Origin of the sequence: Marinobacterium sp. BA1, from assembly GCF_041155135.1 — a bacterium.
GTDB lineage: Bacteria > Pseudomonadota > Gammaproteobacteria > Pseudomonadales > Balneatricaceae > Marinobacterium > Marinobacterium iners.
On sequence record NZ_BAAFHC010000001.1, the window covers coordinates 3902063 to 3917371 of the forward strand.

Here is a 15309-nt window from a genome sequence, read left to right on the forward strand (position 1 = left end):
TAGCCCAGCATCAGGGCTTTTTCTTATAGGCCGCTTTCAGCTGTTCGACCCACTCGGGATCAAAGGTGCTTTGATCGGTGTCGATACCCAGCGCTTCAAGTCGGGTTGCGTGTGCTCGGCTCTCTGGCAGCAGATCGGCCAAGGCGCTTTCGTGGTTTTCGAGCCGATACATCTGCTCCAGACCCTGGTGATAGAAACGCATCGCTTTCGTTGCCACCGGGTCTTGTGCCTCAACGCCCGCCTTAAGCTGGTGCATAATGTTGGTCAGGCTCATCAGGCAACGCTTGAGTTGCCAGTTGTAGCGGGCTGATTCCATCCAGGGCTGTTGTAGATAAACCAGCCTGAAAATCGCACTGGTCACAACGACACCGGCAATCACGCCGGCCAGATTCCAGCGGAAGTTACCCCCTTCAGGGCTGCCAAAAACTTTCACGCTGAGCGTGGCGAGGATCATGGCGGTGACGGCAAAAGTGCCCATCACTATCAGGTTGCTCTTGCGGGTTTCCTGACGGAACTGCTCGGGGTTGCGGGGTTCAAGGGTAAAGGGGGCAGACATGGTAGGCTCGCGCAGAAATATCGTGCTGAGGGTAACAGGAATCGTTCGAGTGGCAAAGCGGCAGCAAAATGATAAAGGTACCTGGATCTGCGCCAGGATATTGGTGTGGGCAATACTCGTGAGCTGCAGAACCCAATCGAACACGTTGTGATAATTAATGATGTCAAAGATCCAGCCCGTAGCAAGGGGTATCGTGGTCCAGCTCAGTGATCAGCCGGCTCAGTAGCTCCTGAACCCTGAGCATTTCCGGGCGTCCCTCCTGCTCGGCTCGTGACCAGAGTGCCAGGTCGCGCCGGGGGCCGGGTTGGCCTTCTACCTTGATCATCTGTTCCGGTGCTACCTCACCGGTCATCAACGTCAGTCGTGCCGGCAGACGCACCAGCAGATCGGTGGTGTTGAGCAGGTGCAGCAGCGAGCGGATACTTCCGGTCAGTGCCATTCTTGCGGCCTGTGGTTCTGTCAGTGCACGTTGGGTATCGAGAAAGCCAGCACTTGCACCGGCGATCATCCAGCGGTGTTGTGCCATTTCTTCACGAGAGACCGGCAGTTGACGTCCTATCAGCTTTGACAGCTTTCCGGCAAAGATGCCAGTACGGTCGCGAAACAGAATTTCGCGCTGTAGTGCGCTTTGTGCCACCGACAGGTGGGCGTGTGAAATCAGAAAGTCAAGCTTGCCTTCCTGTAACATCTCGATCTGAGCTGCTGCGGAAGCGGTGCGCAGATGAAACACAAACCGATTCTCACGCAGTAGCTCGGATGTCAGTCGACTGACCGCCGCGAACTCAAGCAAAGGATCGATGCCGATGACGAACTCGTGGTGGTAACCACTGTGCCACTGCCTGATTATCTCTTTACCATGTTCCGACTCCGCCAGTATGCGCTCGCCAATCTGAGCCAGTCGTGCGCCTATCTCAGTGGGTTCGACGCCGTAGCGGGTGCGGATGAGTAAAGGGGCGCCCACTTTCATTTCCAGCTGTTTGATGCTGCGTGTCAGGGTAGGTTGGGTAATGTACAGCTGTTCGCAGGCGCGGCTGATAGAGCCCTGTTTGACGACTATCGCCAGTTGCTGCAGCAAATTGGGGTTCATATACGTTTTCTTTTAGTCTGGTGTTAAAAACCTATTTTTACTGATAGATGAATCTGTTTAAAGTGATTCGCACAATAAATAGAGGAGAACATCCAATGCAGTTTCATCTTAATGGTTTTCATCCAGGCGACCCTCGTTTCAATGATCCGCAGGATGCAGTCGTGGCACCACCGATCAAGCGCCCGCTGCCGGATCAGGTTGATGTCCTGATCGTGGGCTGTGGCCCTGCCGGTCTGAATCTGGCGGCTCAACTGTCCAGGTTCGGCCTCGATATTGCCATTATTGACCAGAAAGATGATCGTCTGCTGGTCGGTCAGGCTGATGGTATCGCCTGCCGTACCGTAGAGATGTTCCAGGCTTACGGGTTTGCCGATCAGATCATCCAGGAAGCCTATCAGGTCAATGAGGCCGCGTTCTGGAAACCGGATGCCGACAATCCGGATCAGATCGCTCGCAGCAGCAAGGTACAGGATGTGGCCGATGATCTGTCTGAAATGCCGCATCTGATCATCAACCAGGCACGTGTGCACGACATGTTCCTGGATGTGATGCGCCAGAGCCCGAGCAAGGTTGAGCCGCATTATCAGCGTCGCCTTTTGGATCTGGAGATTGATCACAACGGCGGTGAGTATCCGGTAACCGCGACAGTCGAGCGTCTGGTGAACTTCTCCCAGTACAGCCAAGTGGTGGAAACCGTCAAGGCCAAGTACGTGGTCGGCTGTGATGGTGCTCGCTCCAGCGTGCGTACCGCCATTGGCAAGGAACTGGTCGGCGATGCGCTTAACCAGGCCTGGGGCGTGATGGATGTACTGCTCAACACCGATTTCCCGGATATCCGTCTCAAGTCACTGATTCACTCCAACAACGAAGGCAACATGCTGATCATCCCGCGTGAGGGTGGTTACATGGTGCGTCTGTATATCGAGCTGGACAAGCTGAACGAAAACCAGCGTGTAGCCCGTGATCAGATGACAGCTGATGTGCTTATTGCCGCTGCCAACCGTGTGATGAAGCCCTACACCCTGGACGTGAAAGAAGTCGCTTGGTGGAGCGTGTACGAAATCGGTCAGCGCATCACCACCGCGTTTGACGACTCCGACGAAGGCCTCATGCCGCGTGTGTTCCTGGCCGGCGATGCCTGCCACACCCACAGCCCGAAAGCGGGTCAGGGTCTGAACACCTCGGTAATGGATACCTGGAATCTGGGCTGGAAACTGGCGCACGTGCTGACCGGTCTGGCCAATGAAGATATCCTCAAAACCTATTCCGACGAGCGTCGCGAGTACGGTCAGGCATTGATCGATTTCGACCGCGAGTTTTCACGCATGTTCAGCGCCAAGCCGAAGTCAGCCGAGAACCCGGACGGTGTTGATCCGGCCGAGTTCCAGAGCTACTTCCAGCTGTTTGGTGAGTACACCGCAGGTGTTTCCATTCAGTACCGTCCGTCGATCATAGTCAGCGAAGGTGCGCATCAATCATTGGCAACTGGTCTGACTGTGGGCAAGCGTTTCCACTCTGCACCGGTGGTGCGTCAGGGTGACGCCAAGCCGATGCAACTGGGGCACTGCCATCTGGCCGATGGTGCCTACCGCGTGTACGCCTTTGCCGGCAATGCTGAACCGATGTCCGATCAGTGCGGCGTCAGGGCGCTGTGCGAGTTCCTGACCAACGATGTCAATTCGCCGCTGAAAAAGTACACACCGGCCGGTGCCGACGCGGATTCCGTCATTGACGTACGTGCCGTATTCCAGCAACACCATCAGGCAGTTGAAACCGACACCTTGCACCCAGTGCTGGCACCGCGCAAGGGCAAGTACGGTCTGCGCGACTTCGAAAAGGTATTCTGTGTCGACAGCCGTCCGGAATCGTCCGGCGGTGGCAAGAACATCTACGATATGCGCGGTATCGACAAAAAGCAGGGGTGTGTAGTGATTGTACGCCCGGATCAATATGTGGCGGAGGTACTGCCACTGGATGACTACAAGGGGTTCTGTGATTTCTTCAGCAATGTGTTGCTGGAGGCCTGATTTCAGCAATAGGACCCTTGCCGGTAATTGAAAAAAGGGGGGCAGGATAGCATTACTATCCTGCCCCCCTTTTTCATGAAAAATAAGTTCTGAAAGGCATGCTTTCAGATATGCGCTCGTTGTTATTAATACTCTTTCAGCTCTTCGTAGGGCAGGCCTACGTACTGTTCGGCAATAACCCTGCGACCGTTCTCGGAGTTCAGGTAGTAATCAAACTCGGATTCCATAAAGCGTGTGAACATCAGGCCATCAACACCGTTGTTGCTCACTTCGTCACCGAAGTCGTGCATCATGTTGGTCATCCACCAGCTGAAACGCTCTCCATGCCACACACGGCGCAGTGCTATTTCAGAGTACTGCTCGATGAAACGGCGGTCACCGGTCTCGTACACGCGTGTCAGAATTTTATAGAGTGTGGCTACATCGGATGCCGCCAGGTTCAGACCTTTGGCACCAGTGGGCGGGACGATGTGAGCAGCATCACCTACCAGAAACAGGTTGCCATACTGCATGGGTTCGCAGACGAAAGAGCGCAGAGGAGCGATGCTCTTTTCGATGCTGGGGCCGGTGACTACGTTGGCGGCAATTTCGTCTGGCAAGCGCTTCTTCAACTCATCCCAGAAAGCTTCGTCAGACCAGTCCTCGATTTTGTCGGTCAACGGTACCTGCAGGTAGTAGCGTGAACGGGTCTCGGAGCGCTGGCTGGCCAGTGCAAAACCTCGTTCGCTCTTGGCGTAGATCAATTCATCATGGCAAGGTGGGGTATCGGACAGCAATCCCAGCCAACCGAACGGGTATACACGTTCATGTTCGGTGCGCACATCTTCGGGAATGGTCTGACGTGACACGCCATGAAAGCCATCACAGCCAGCGATGAAGTCACAGTCCAGACGATACTCTTCACCGTCGTGGGTAAAGGTAATGAAAGGCTTGTCTCCCTTTACATCATGGGGCTGAACGTCGCTGGCTTCGTAGTAGGTGTCCAGTTTTGCAGCCTGCCGTGCCTCCATCAGGTCCTGCGTAATCTCGACCTGACCGTAGCAGACGACCACATCACCGCCGGTCAGTTCTTTCAGATTTATACGGGTGCGTTCGCCGTTGACAACCAGTTCAACACCTTCATGCACATGGCCTTCACTATCCATCCGTTCGGCTACACCTGCTTCACGTACCAGGTCGACAAATCCCTGTTCCAGAATGCCAGCACGAATACGGCCAAGGACGTAATCGCCAGTTACACGTTCTACGATGATATTGCTGATTCCCTTGCGCGCCAGAAGTTGTCCGAGCAGCAGGCCGGAAGGGCCCGCACCAATTATAGCTACCTGAGTCTGAAGTGTTTTCATGGCGTTCTCTTATAATATTGGATCATGTTGAAAGGGGTGTTCACCCAGTCACTATGATTCAATACAGAGCACTCTCGATGAATGGAGAAAGTCGACGCTTGCAGGTACATTTCAAACACTGAGTTAGCATCGCAATGTGTGGGTGGGTTCGCTTCAGCTTTGTTCGCGGTGTTCACGGAACACGGATGGAGTGGTGCCGATACGACGTTTGAAAAAGCGCGAAAAGTAGGCTGGGTCAGAAAAGCCCAGCTCATAGGCAATCAATGACACAGGTGCCGATGAATAGATCAGCATGCGCTGGGCTTCAAGCGCTAAACGATCCTGAATCAAGTCCCCGGCACTCTTGCCGGCAACCGCCTTGCATGCCCGGTTAAGACCAATAGTGGTTGTACATAAAGCCTCTGCATAAAACTGACAGGGCTGGTGTTCCCGGTAGTGCTTTTCGATCAGTTCACACAGTTGCTGATAACGGGTTTCATATTGGCTAACACTGCGTTGACGACGGTCGGCATGTAAATGACGCCCCATCTTGATCAAGATCGAGAATAGCAGACACTCGAACAACTGCTGTTTGCCCGGCTGGTTATGACTGTATTCATACACGAGTTGTTCAAGTGTTTGGTCAATGAACCGTTGATCTGCCTGGTGATCGCATAACAGTATTGCGTGTGCAGAGCGCATCAGCTCTTCCTGAAGGTTTAAGCTTCGCCCCATACGGTCTTCGCTTATTAACAGCCGCGATAATGTAATTACAAAGCCGGTTGTAACATCATGCTCGAACTCAAAGCCATGTGCGACCGATGGAGGAATGGTAAAGAGACAGGGGCCTTCAAAGGCATGCTCCTGGCCGTCAAGGTGAGCGCGAACAGCACCGCTGTGCACGTAAACCAGTTGGAACATGCGCGGGTGGCTGTGAATTCCGATGTTCCAGTTGAAAAGGCGCGCACGGGACTTGATATCCTCGATATGGAAAAACTCGGGATCTTTGAGAGAGGGCGCCTCGCTGTAGAGTGAATAGGTCGATATGCCCGATAGGCGAGACGAAGCCGCCGTATGCATGATGTGAGGCCTCCGGTTGAAAGTAGAGGGGCTTGAGGCCGTTATTGGTAGCCTCAAGCCCAGGGTGCTTTGTTACACCAGCCCCAGAGCCAGCACAGGGAAGGCTATGATCAAGGCAAGGCGAACGAGATCTGACAGCACAAACGGCATTACCCCTTTGTATATGGATCCGATCGACACATCCTTGGCAAAGGCCTTGATTACGAACACATTCATCCCAACTGGGGGAGTGATTAACCCCAGCTCAACGGTGATGACAGCAACCACACCGAACCATACCGGATCAAAGCCAGCCGCCTGTATCAGCGGGAATACAACAGGAACGGTCAGCAGCAGCATGGCGATACTGTCCATAACACAACCGAGCAGCATGAACAGCACAAGAACGGCGAACAACACCATAAAGGGAGAAAGGTTCAGAGCATCCACATACTCCACCAACTCAAACGAGATGCGCGATACACTCAGGAAAAAGCCGAAAATCTCTGCGCCCAGAATCATGAAGAAGATCATGGCGGAGGTGACAAGTGTTTCTTTCAATGCATCGACAAAACCAGTCCAGCGCATGCCGCGCTGAATGGCAATCATCAGAGTACAGAACGCACCTATTGCAGCTGCCTCAGTGGGGGTGAAAAGGCCAAGATAGATCCCGCCGATGATGATAACGAACACACTGGTAAATGGCAGTAGACCCTTGAGCCCTGCCAGCTTTTGCATCAGGGAGGTTGCTTCGCCCGGCTGAGCCAGTTCAGGTTTTAGACGCACCAAAACGGTAACGGTGACGCAGTACAGCACAAGTCCCAGAAGGCCTGGAATCAGGCCTGCCATAAACATGTCACCCACAGACTGCTCGGTAATCAACGCATACAGCAGCAGGGCGATAGAAGGAGGAATCATGATGCCCAGTGTGCCGCCGGCGGCCAGCGTGCCGGTTGCCAGCGAGTCGGCGTAACCGTGCTTACGCATTTCGGGCAGTGCCACACGAGACATACTGGCCGCCGTAGCGACAGAGGAGCCGGATATGGCCGAAAAGATACCGCAGGACATCAGTGCTGCCAGCGAAATACCGCCGCGCCATGCGCCAAACAGTGACCGGGCCCCCGAGAACAGCTGATTCGACATGTTCGAGCGGGAGGCCAGCACACCCATTAGAATGAACATTGGGATGGGGCTGAAGTTGTAATTGGTTAATGTTTCGAAAGGAGCGCTTTCGAGGATGGCCATGGCTGGGTCAAAGGCGATGATCCATGCGAAGCCTACAAATCCTGCAATAGCCATGGTCAAGGCAATAGGTATGCGGATAGCCAGCATGAACAGCATCAGGCCGATACAGATAAAACCTATAGTGGAGCTGCTCATGCTTTACACCCCATTACCTTACCGATTTGTGAGCTGGTCAGCATAAGTGAGCGCAATGCCAGCATGGCAGTGCCGATCAGGGTAGCAACAAAAATGTAGGACATCGGAAACATCAAATCCTGAGTGGTTTCGCCGCTGAGGTGCGATGATTCGACCGCATGCCAGAAGCGGATGCTCATGCCCAGTGCCAATAGTGTGTAGCCGGCAAAGCACAGAGTGTCGAGCACTGCCTTAGAACGATCGGAGAGGTTTTCTGTGAACAGGTCAACCACTACCTGTGAACGATCAACGCACCAGGGCAAGGCGTATAGAATGGCAAACAACAGCGCAAAGCGGACCAGTTCGATCCCACCATTGAAGGTGAGATCGAAACTGCCGTCAGTGAGCCTGAACAGTGCGCGGGTGATAACATCAGCCAGTACAACCAGCATCATTGCGGTTAGCATCATGGCACTGATCCACAGCATGCCTCGACAGATGGCATCAACCAGGCGGGCAAATCCAGACATTACAAACTCCTACCTGAACGCAGGGCTTAGAGGCACTGCTCGGAAAGCTCGAGGGCACGCTTGTAAACATTGCGTGCCGGCATTCCCTTGTCTTCGAGCTCTTGCAGGTAGTTTTCAGTGGTAGCATCCAAAACCGGCTTCCATGCCGGGTTTTCTGCACCGCCTTCAATAGTGATCATAGTGTGGCCCAACTCAACAGCTTCGGCACGGCCCAACTCGTCAACCTGATCAAAGATCTTGCCGGACTGCTTGGCCAGCTCCAGGCCGGAGTGCTTATCGATAACCTGTTTGAGGTCATCAGGCATGCTGTTGTAAACGGACTTGTTCATGGTCACCATAAACGACAGGCTATACAGTCCGATTTCGGTGTGAGAGTCTGCCAGTTCGTTGATGCGGAAAGAGTTCACGCCTTCCCAGGGCAGAGACACACCGTTGATTACACCGCGTTGCATGGACTCATAGGAATTCGGTGCAGGCATGCCTACGGGCTGAGCTTCAAGGCCTTCCAGCATTGACCCGACTACCAAAGTGGGGCGACGGATACGCAAGCCCGCGAGATCAGCGGGTTCACGTACCTCCTTGCCTTTCAGATGCAGATGCCCCTGACCATGGGTGAACAGAAACAGTGGACGGGTATCCTTGTACTCATCGGCAATCAGCCCTTCCTCATAGAGTGACTGAATGACACAGGACCCCTGCTCAGCGGTCTTGACGACCCCCGGCAGCTCGACAACCTGAGTCAGTGGAAAACGGTTGGCGGTATAGCCCTGCACCGTAGCCGTCATATCGGCAATACGGTTTATGACAGCATCATACTGGGCAGGTGGCTTCGACAGAGTGGCGCCGGGATAGATTTCAACTTCAATGCGGCCATTGGAGTCAGCCTCTACGGCATCCGCCCAACCCTGGAATACTTCCTTGTGAATTGGCGAAACAGCTGGCCAGAAATGCGCAAAACGCAGTGTAACATCGGCAGCCTGTGCAGCTGATGTCATGGCAATGGATGCGGTTAAAGCAGTAACGGTTTTCTTGAGTGTTGTTTTCATTATTATGCTCTCTGCGATGTTGTTATTGATTGTGTAGAGGGTGTCGGAGGGGAGGCTTGTCAGACAAACTCCTCGGTATCGATCTCGACCTGCTGTACAGCACTGTAGCGAGGGCCGTGAACGGTATTCTGGTTGATCAATTGATCCAGACGCGCGACCACATCTGCAGTCAGACTGACGCTATCGGCAGCCAGGTTTTCTTTCATGTGTGAAACAAAACGGGTGCCCGGAATCGGCACAATAAAGTCGCCCTTGGAGCGAACCCAGGCCAGTGCCAACTGTGCTGGTGAGCAGTCCACTTCGTTGGCGATTGCAACATATCCCTCCAGCAGGTTCAGGTTCTGCGGATAGTTCTCCTTGTAGAAGCGGGGCATGTTGTTGCGGATATCCTTTTCGACCAGCGTATCCACGTCCAGCAGGGTGTTGGTCAGGAACCCGCGCGCCAAAGGACTGAAAGCGACAAAGGCAGTGCCTGATTCGCGGCAGGCATCCAAAACCGCAATCTCGGCGTTGCGAGACCAGAGTGAGTACTCGGTTTGCAGGGCGGCAATCGGGTGCACGCGCTGGGCACGTTTAAGGGTAGCTGCGGAGACCTCAGACAGACCGATGGCGCCGATCTTTCCTTCGCGTACCAGGTCTGACAGGGCGCCGATACTGTCTTCGATCGGAGTATTGGGGTCGAGACGGTGCAGATAATAGAGATCGATGTGGTCGGTTTGCAGGCGACGCAGACTGGCTTCGCACTGGGCACGCAGGGTATCGGGTCGGCCGTCAATCTCTTTCTTGCCGCTTTCCTGACCTATCGCCATGCCGCACTTGCTGGCAAGGAACAATGATTGACGCTGATCCTTCAGAGCCTTGCCGACCACTGTTTCGTTGCGCCCGCCACCATAAAGGGTGGCGGTATCGAAATGGCGATACCCCATGTCAAACGCCTGACGTAATGCCTGAATCGCATCCGCTTCAGGCAATGGCGTGCCGTAAGCGTGTGACAGATTCATACAGCCAAGGCCGATGCCGGGCTGGTTGAAGTGGCTGTTAAGCGTTGTGCTCATGTGGTGACCTCCATCGATATCAGGATGATTAGCTCTCGGCCTGCAGGCACTGTTCCAGTTGATGCAGGGTTTCCATCGCAGGCAGACATTGAGCCACGCTGGAATTCGGCTCACGTCCTTCCCGAATGGCGGCGATGAACTCCCGATCCTGCAACTCGATACCGTTGTTGGAGACAGCCACGCCGGTCAGGTCGATCTTGTTTTCGTTGCCGTCGTACAGGTCGTCGTAACGGGCAATGTAGGTGCCGTTGTCACAGATATAGCGGAAGAAGGTGCCGAAAGGACCGTCGTTGTTGAATGACAAAGACAGAGTGCAGAGCGCGCCGTTTTCGGCCTTCATGCCGATGCTCATGTCCATGGCGATGCCCAGGTCCGGGTGGTGCGGACCTTCCATCGCCTGCACCTTGGTGGTTTTTTCACCGGTCTGGTATTGGAACAGGTCAACTGTGTGGCAGGCGTGGTGCCACAGCAAGTGGTCGGTCCAGGAACGGGCCTGACCCTTGGCATTAGTGTTGGTGCGACGGAAGAAGTAGGTTTGCACATCCATTTGCTGAATTTTCAGTTCACCGGCCTGGATCTTGTTGTGGATCCACTGGTGGCTCGGGTTGAAGCGACGGGTGTGGCCTGCCATGGCAACCAGGCCGGTCTTTTTCTGCACTTCAACCAACTTGCGCGCATCTTCAATATTGTCAGCCATGGGGATTTCCACCATGACGTGCTTGCCGGCCTCAAGGCACTGGATCGCCTGAGACGCATGCAACTGAGTCGGTGTGGCCAGAATGACGCCGTCAACGTCATCACGCGCCAGAGCTTCGGCCAGGTCAGTGGTGTAGTGGGGAACGTTGCGTTCTTCAGCGAACTGGCGGATCACATCGATCTTGGTGCCTACAACCGAGGTAACAGTTGCGCCATCGATAGCAGCAATTGCGTCCATATGTTTCATGCCAAAGGCGCCGCTTGCGCCCGCTACACACAGTCTCATGCATGTATCTCCTGATACTGAAGCCAAAAATCAAATAAGGGAATGCTGCGCCAGTGCGTTGCATTTGTACCAAAATCTACCACCGGCCCACGCAGTTGAGTAATTGAATAACCTCTTGTGCTATTCAATTTTTGCAAAGCGATGAGTTTCTTAGATGTCGGAATAACGTGAGGCCGCTTCTTTCAGCATTTTGATAAAACGGCTTTGTGTCGGTGTGGGTTGCCAGTCACGGCGCAGTGTAAGCCCTATGGGCCGTCTTGTATGGCTTAGAGAGTAGGGTATAACCCCGAGTATGCCCTGGCGCAATTCATGCTCTACCTGGTGGGTCGAAATCAGGGTCAGTCGGTCGCTGCCACTAAGTAGCTCTCGAATAAGTATTTGTGAACTGGTTTCAACGAGTCGTGTAGGTTGTTTGGCGCCGCGATCACTGAACAGGGTGTCGAAAAATGCACGTGTGGGTGTTCCGATTCGAGGCACAACCCAACCGTATTGACCAATATCCTCCAGTGTAAGCGTACGGTGTTGCCGAAGTGGATGATCTTTGCGGCCGATGATGGCAAGCGGTGGGGCCAATAACTCTTCCTGAATAATATCATCGGCAGGGGGCGGAAAGCGCAGTGCACCGATCAGCAGGTCCAGATCACCATTGCGCAGGTGAAACAGTAGGTCGTCATAAGGTGCATCCACCACGTTAATGCCGATATCCGGGTGAGCCATGCTGAAGCGGTTGATGACATCCGGCAGGATAGAGGTACGGGCCAAGGGCATGCTGCCCATGGTGATCCTGCCGACTTCACGGAACTGCAGGGCGCTGATTTCATAATGGCCCTGCTTGATTTCGGCAAATCCGAGCTTGGCGGCTCGAGCCAGCAGTTCGGCGGCACGTGTGGGAGTAATGCCAGTCCTGGCCTTTTCGAATAATGTGATACCCAGCAGATGTTCCAGCTCGCGCCCGGCGCGATGCAAAGATGATTGCGACAGGTCCAGGTTGCGGCTGGCAACGCTGAAACTGTGGCTTTCGGTGATGGCGATCAAGGCCCTCAGCTGTGTCGTTGTCAGCAGTGGAAGCAGGCTTGATGGGCCACCATTCTGGGATTGGGTGCTTTTTTGAGCGGCTCGGATACCACGCTCGAGATACCCCATGCAGCGGCTGACACGGTTATACAAGGCTTCGCCGGACGGAGTGGGAAACATGCCGTTGGAATGGCGCTCAAACAGGTCGGTTTCAAGCTGTGTTTCCAGTTTTCCTATCGCTTGGGTGATTGCGGGCTGAGACAGGAAAACCAGTGGTGCCGCTTTGCTGATACTTCGGCATCTGGCTACTTCCATGAATACCCGCAGGTGTCTCAAGTTGGGCATGGTGAACTGCATGGTCCCTCCTGGGAAGGGTGTGTCCTGATAGGGCGTTCTCAAAAATCAATAGTATTGTGGCCAAATTGAAATAGCCAGTCCTGTTACACAGGCGAATACTAGATGCACTTAAATTGAGCGTTAGAAGCGATTTATAAGGTGCCCGAGATGATTATCGATTGCCATGGTCACTACACCACCACGCCTCCGCAGGTGGGTGAGTACCGCGAAAAGCAGAAAGAAGCCGTTGCCAAGGACCCCAACTTCATCGGTGAAAAAGGCCAGATCATCATCAGTGATGACGAGATCCGTGAAACCATTGAGAAGAACCAGCTGCGTCTGCAGCAGGAGCGTGGTACCGACCTGACCATCTTCTCTCCGCGTGCCAGCTGGATGGGTCATCACATCGGCAATGAACACACCAGCCAGTTCTGGACCGAGCACCAGAACGACCTGATCCGTCGCGTCTGCGATCTGTTCCCGAAAAACTTTGCCCCTGTTGCACAGCTGCCGCAGTCTCCGGGCGTTGATCCGGCCAAGTCCGTTCCGGAAATTATCCGTACCGTTGAGCAGATGGGCTTCATCGGCATCAACCTGAATCCGGACCCCAGCGGGGGGCACTGGAATGGCTCTTCCTTGGCGGACCGTTCCTTCTACCCGATCTACGAAAAAATGGTCGAATACGATATCCCGGCGATGGTGCACGTCAGTGCCGCCTGCAACGACTGTTTCCACACCACCGGTTCCCACTATCTGGGCGCCGACACCACTGGCTTCCAGCAGTTGATGATGTCCGATGTGTTCAAGGACTTCCCGGATCTTAAAATCATCATTCCGCACGGCGGCGGTGCCGTTCCCTACCATTGGGGGCGTTTCCGCGGTCTGGCGCTGGATCAGGGCTTTGAACTGGAAGAGCGCGTACTGAACAACATCTATTTCGACACCTGTGTCTACCATCAGCGCGGTATCGACCTGCTGCTGGACATCGTGCCGACCAAGAACATCCTGTTCGCCTCTGAAATGATCGGCGCCGTGCGGGGTATCGACCCGGAAACCGGTCATTTCTTCGATGACACCAAGCGTTACATCGATGGTAACAAGGCGCTGACCGTCGAGCAGAAGCAGGACATCTTCGAGCACAACAGTCGTCGTGTATTCAGCCGTCTGAAAATTCCGGCCTGACAGGAGTTTTTTGTTATGAGAGAAAATGTAGTCGTTCAACATATTGAACGCGCCGATCAGGCGGTTATCGATGGTCTGGCTGAATGTGGTGTGGCCACCATTCACGAGGCCCAGGGCCGTGTCGGTCTGCTGGCGCATTATATGCGTCCGATCCAGCAGGACGTGGCTGTGGCCGGTTCTGCCGTGACCATTTCCGGCGCTGCCGGTGACAACTGGATGATGCATGTGGCGATCGAACAGTGTCAGAAGGGCGACATGATGGTGTTCGCGCCGACCTCTCCCTCTGTTCATGGTTTCTTCGGTGACCTGCTGGCGACATCGGCTCAGTCACGCGGTGTGGTGGGCCTGATCATTGATGGCGGTGTACGCGATACGCGCGACCTGCGCCAGATGAACTTCCCGGTGTGGTCGAAAGCCGTCTTCGCCGAGGGTACGATCAAGGAAACTCTGGGCTCAGTAAACATTCCGCTTGCCTGTGCCGATCAGCTGATCTACCCGGGTGATGTGATTGTCGCCGACGACGATGGTGTGGTTGTCGTTCGACGCGAAAAGGCCGCCGAAGTGCTGGAACTGTCGCGCAAGCGCATGGCGCTGGAGGAGTCCAAGCGCGTACGCATGGCCAACGGAGAACTGGGCCTGGACATCTATGACATGCGCCCGCGTTTGAAAGAGAAGGGACTGAAGTATGTCTGATGGCGTCCGCTGCATGTGGATGCGAGGCGGGACTTCCAAGGGCGGTTACTTCCTCGCGTCTGATCTGCCGGTCGACACTGCCGAACGCGACGCCTTTCTGCTGCGGGTCATGGGTTCTCCTGACCCGCGTCAGATCGACTGCATGGGCGGTGGCGATCCGCTGACCTCCAAGGTAGCCGTGGTCAAAACGTCCGACCGGGACGATGCCGATGTGGATTATCTGTTCCTACAGGTATTCGTTGATCAGGCGATCGTCACCGATGCACAGAACTGCGGCAACATCCTTGCCGGTGTTGGCCCCTTTGCCATCGAGCGTGGCCTTGTGGAGGCGCAGAACGGCGAGACCGAAGTGCGTATCTTTATGGAAAACACCGGCCAGATCGCCCGCGCCCGTGTCAGCACCCCTGAAGGCCAGGTCAGCTATGTGGGCGATGCCTGCATTGATGGCGTGCCCGGCAGTTCTGCGGCTGTGCCGATCACATTTGAAGATACCGCCGGTTCCAGTTGCGGTGCCTTGTTGCCCACCGGTAATACGGTCGATGTGATAGATGGTGTCGAAGTCACTCTGATCGATAACGGCATGCCCGTGGTGGTGATGCGCGCCGAAGACATGGGCATCAGCGGCACGGAATCCCGTGAAGAGCTGGAAGCCAACATTGTGCTGCGTGAAAAGCTGGAAGCCATCCGTCTCAAAGCCGGTCCGCTGATGAATCTCGGTGATGTCAGCGCAAAATCGGTACCGAAGATGAGCATGGTCAGCTGTGCCACCAACGGTGGGGCCCTGTCAACGCGTACGTTCATTCCGCACCGCTGTCACGCTTCCATCGGTGTACTGGGTGCGGTCAGCGTAGCGACTGCGGCGGTATTGCCCGGTTCACCCGCCGCAGCGATTGCCGAAGTGCCGGAAGGTGCATGCAAGATGCTGTCGGTCGAACATCCGATCGGCGAGATGAGCGTGATCCTGGATATGGATGCCAGAGGTCAAGTGGCCTCCGCCGCGATTCTGAGAACGGCCCGCAAGCTTTTTGACGGTGAAGTCTTCACCCACAATAACTGAT

General features: G+C 54.8%; 14 protein-coding genes. 4 read left to right on the forward strand and 10 right to left on the reverse strand.

Annotated features, from left to right (window positions below; translation table 11 throughout):
- Window positions 1-10 precede the first annotated feature (10 nt).
- The gene (locus tag ACAM29_RS18755; RefSeq protein ID WP_369625048.1) at window positions 11-556 is read right to left on the reverse strand and encodes a DUF3087 family protein; all 546 of its coding nucleotides are present in this window, start codon (window positions 554-556) and stop codon (window positions 11-13) included.
- A gap of 163 nt (window positions 557-719) precedes the next feature.
- Window positions 720-1643 (reverse strand): LysR family transcriptional regulator, encoded by a 924-nt coding sequence (locus ACAM29_RS18760; RefSeq protein WP_354408447.1) that lies wholly within the window; start codon window positions 1641-1643, stop codon window positions 720-722.
- Between the two features lie 95 nt (window positions 1644-1738).
- Between ACAM29_RS18760 and ACAM29_RS18765 the strand changes: the two genes are divergently transcribed.
- The gene (locus ACAM29_RS18765; RefSeq protein WP_369625049.1) at window positions 1739-3670 is read left to right on the forward strand and encodes an FAD-dependent monooxygenase; all 1932 of its coding nucleotides are present in this window, start codon (window positions 1739-1741) and stop codon (window positions 3668-3670) included.
- A 125-nt stretch (window positions 3671-3795) separates the two neighbouring features.
- Here the strand turns inward: ACAM29_RS18765 and pobA are convergent, their stop codons facing one another.
- From pobA to ACAM29_RS18805, 8 genes are all read right to left on the reverse strand, one after another.
- A complete protein-coding gene (pobA, locus tag ACAM29_RS18770; protein ID WP_369625050.1) occupies window positions 3796-5016 on the reverse strand; it encodes a 4-hydroxybenzoate 3-monooxygenase in 1221 nt (406 codons plus the stop codon).
- 153 nt (window positions 5017-5169) lie between these two features.
- Entirely contained in the window at window positions 5170-6075 is a 906-nt protein-coding gene (locus ACAM29_RS18775) for a helix-turn-helix domain-containing protein (protein ID WP_369625051.1), read from the reverse strand.
- 72 nt (window positions 6076-6147) lie between these two features.
- On the reverse strand, window positions 6148-7434 hold the full coding sequence (locus tag ACAM29_RS18780) for a TRAP transporter large permease (RefSeq protein ID WP_354408439.1): 1287 nt from the start codon (window positions 7432-7434) through the stop codon (window positions 6148-6150).
- The gene (locus ACAM29_RS18785) at window positions 7431-7943 is read right to left on the reverse strand and encodes a TRAP transporter small permease (protein ID WP_369625052.1); all 513 of its coding nucleotides are present in this window, start codon (window positions 7941-7943) and stop codon (window positions 7431-7433) included. The genes ACAM29_RS18780 and ACAM29_RS18785 overlap by 4 nt, the downstream gene beginning before the upstream one ends.
- A gap of 26 nt (window positions 7944-7969) precedes the next feature.
- Complete coding sequence (locus tag ACAM29_RS18790) at window positions 7970-8989, reverse strand: TRAP transporter substrate-binding protein (protein ID WP_369625053.1); 1020 nt, start codon at window positions 8987-8989, stop codon at window positions 7970-7972.
- Between the two features lie 59 nt (window positions 8990-9048).
- Window positions 9049-10044 carry an aldo/keto reductase gene (locus ACAM29_RS18795; RefSeq protein WP_369625054.1) on the reverse strand — a complete coding sequence of 332 codons (996 nt, stop codon included), beginning with the start codon at window positions 10042-10044 and terminating at the stop codon, window positions 9049-9051.
- Between the two features lie 28 nt (window positions 10045-10072).
- Window positions 10073-11026, reverse strand: coding sequence for a Gfo/Idh/MocA family oxidoreductase (locus ACAM29_RS18800; RefSeq protein ID WP_369625055.1), 954 nt, complete (start codon window positions 11024-11026; stop codon window positions 10073-10075).
- 150 nt (window positions 11027-11176) lie between these two features.
- The gene (locus tag ACAM29_RS18805) at window positions 11177-12397 is read right to left on the reverse strand and encodes a LysR family transcriptional regulator (RefSeq protein WP_369625056.1); all 1221 of its coding nucleotides are present in this window, start codon (window positions 12395-12397) and stop codon (window positions 11177-11179) included.
- Between the two features lie 147 nt (window positions 12398-12544).
- On the opposite strand from ACAM29_RS18805, the gene ACAM29_RS18810 reads away from it, so the two are divergent.
- From ACAM29_RS18810 to ACAM29_RS18820, 3 genes are read left to right on the forward strand one after another with little or no spacing between them, the layout of a single operon-like run.
- Entirely contained in the window at window positions 12545-13558 is a 1014-nt protein-coding gene (locus ACAM29_RS18810; protein ID WP_369625057.1) for an amidohydrolase family protein, read from the forward strand.
- A gap of 15 nt (window positions 13559-13573) precedes the next feature.
- Window positions 13574-14251: a 4-carboxy-4-hydroxy-2-oxoadipate aldolase/oxaloacetate decarboxylase gene (locus ACAM29_RS18815; RefSeq protein WP_091827346.1), complete on the forward strand. Its 678-nt coding sequence runs from the start codon at window positions 13574-13576 to the stop codon at window positions 14249-14251.
- Window positions 14244-15308, forward strand: coding sequence for a 4-oxalomesaconate tautomerase (locus tag ACAM29_RS18820; protein ID WP_369625058.1), 1065 nt, complete (start codon window positions 14244-14246; stop codon window positions 15306-15308). The genes ACAM29_RS18815 and ACAM29_RS18820 overlap by 8 nt, the downstream gene beginning before the upstream one ends.
- Window position 15309: the final 1 nt, after the last annotated feature.

Coding starts and splice junctions, on each gene's coding strand:
- ACAM29_RS18795 (WP_369625054.1), bottom strand. CDS start 10,044: ATGAGCACAACGCTTAACAGCCACTTCAACCAGCCCGGCATCGGCCTT.
- ACAM29_RS18820 (WP_369625058.1), top strand. CDS start 14,244: ATGTCTGATGGCGTCCGCTGCATGTGGATGCGAGGCGGGACTTCCAAG.
- ACAM29_RS18800 (WP_369625055.1), bottom strand. CDS start 11,026: ATGAGACTGTGTGTAGCGGGCGCAAGCGGCGCCTTTGGCATGAAACAT.
- ACAM29_RS18815 (WP_091827346.1), top strand. CDS start 13,574: ATGAGAGAAAATGTAGTCGTTCAACATATTGAACGCGCCGATCAGGCG.
- ACAM29_RS18775 (WP_369625051.1), bottom strand. CDS start 6,075: ATGCATACGGCGGCTTCGTCTCGCCTATCGGGCATATCGACCTATTCA.
- pobA (WP_369625050.1), bottom strand. CDS start 5,016: ATGAAAACACTTCAGACTCAGGTAGCTATAATTGGTGCGGGCCCTTCC.
- ACAM29_RS18790 (WP_369625053.1), bottom strand. CDS start 8,989: ATGAAAACAACACTCAAGAAAACCGTTACTGCTTTAACCGCATCCATT.
- ACAM29_RS18765 (WP_369625049.1), top strand. CDS start 1,739: ATGCAGTTTCATCTTAATGGTTTTCATCCAGGCGACCCTCGTTTCAAT.
- ACAM29_RS18810 (WP_369625057.1), top strand. CDS start 12,545: ATGATTATCGATTGCCATGGTCACTACACCACCACGCCTCCGCAGGTG.
- ACAM29_RS18780 (WP_354408439.1), bottom strand. CDS start 7,434: ATGAGCAGCTCCACTATAGGTTTTATCTGTATCGGCCTGATGCTGTTC.
- ACAM29_RS18755 (WP_369625048.1), bottom strand. CDS start 556: ATGTCTGCCCCCTTTACCCTTGAACCCCGCAACCCCGAGCAGTTCCGT.
- ACAM29_RS18785 (WP_369625052.1), bottom strand. CDS start 7,943: ATGTCTGGATTTGCCCGCCTGGTTGATGCCATCTGTCGAGGCATGCTG.
- ACAM29_RS18760 (WP_354408447.1), bottom strand. CDS start 1,643: ATGAACCCCAATTTGCTGCAGCAACTGGCGATAGTCGTCAAACAGGGC.
- ACAM29_RS18805 (WP_369625056.1), bottom strand. CDS start 12,397: ATGCAGTTCACCATGCCCAACTTGAGACACCTGCGGGTATTCATGGAA.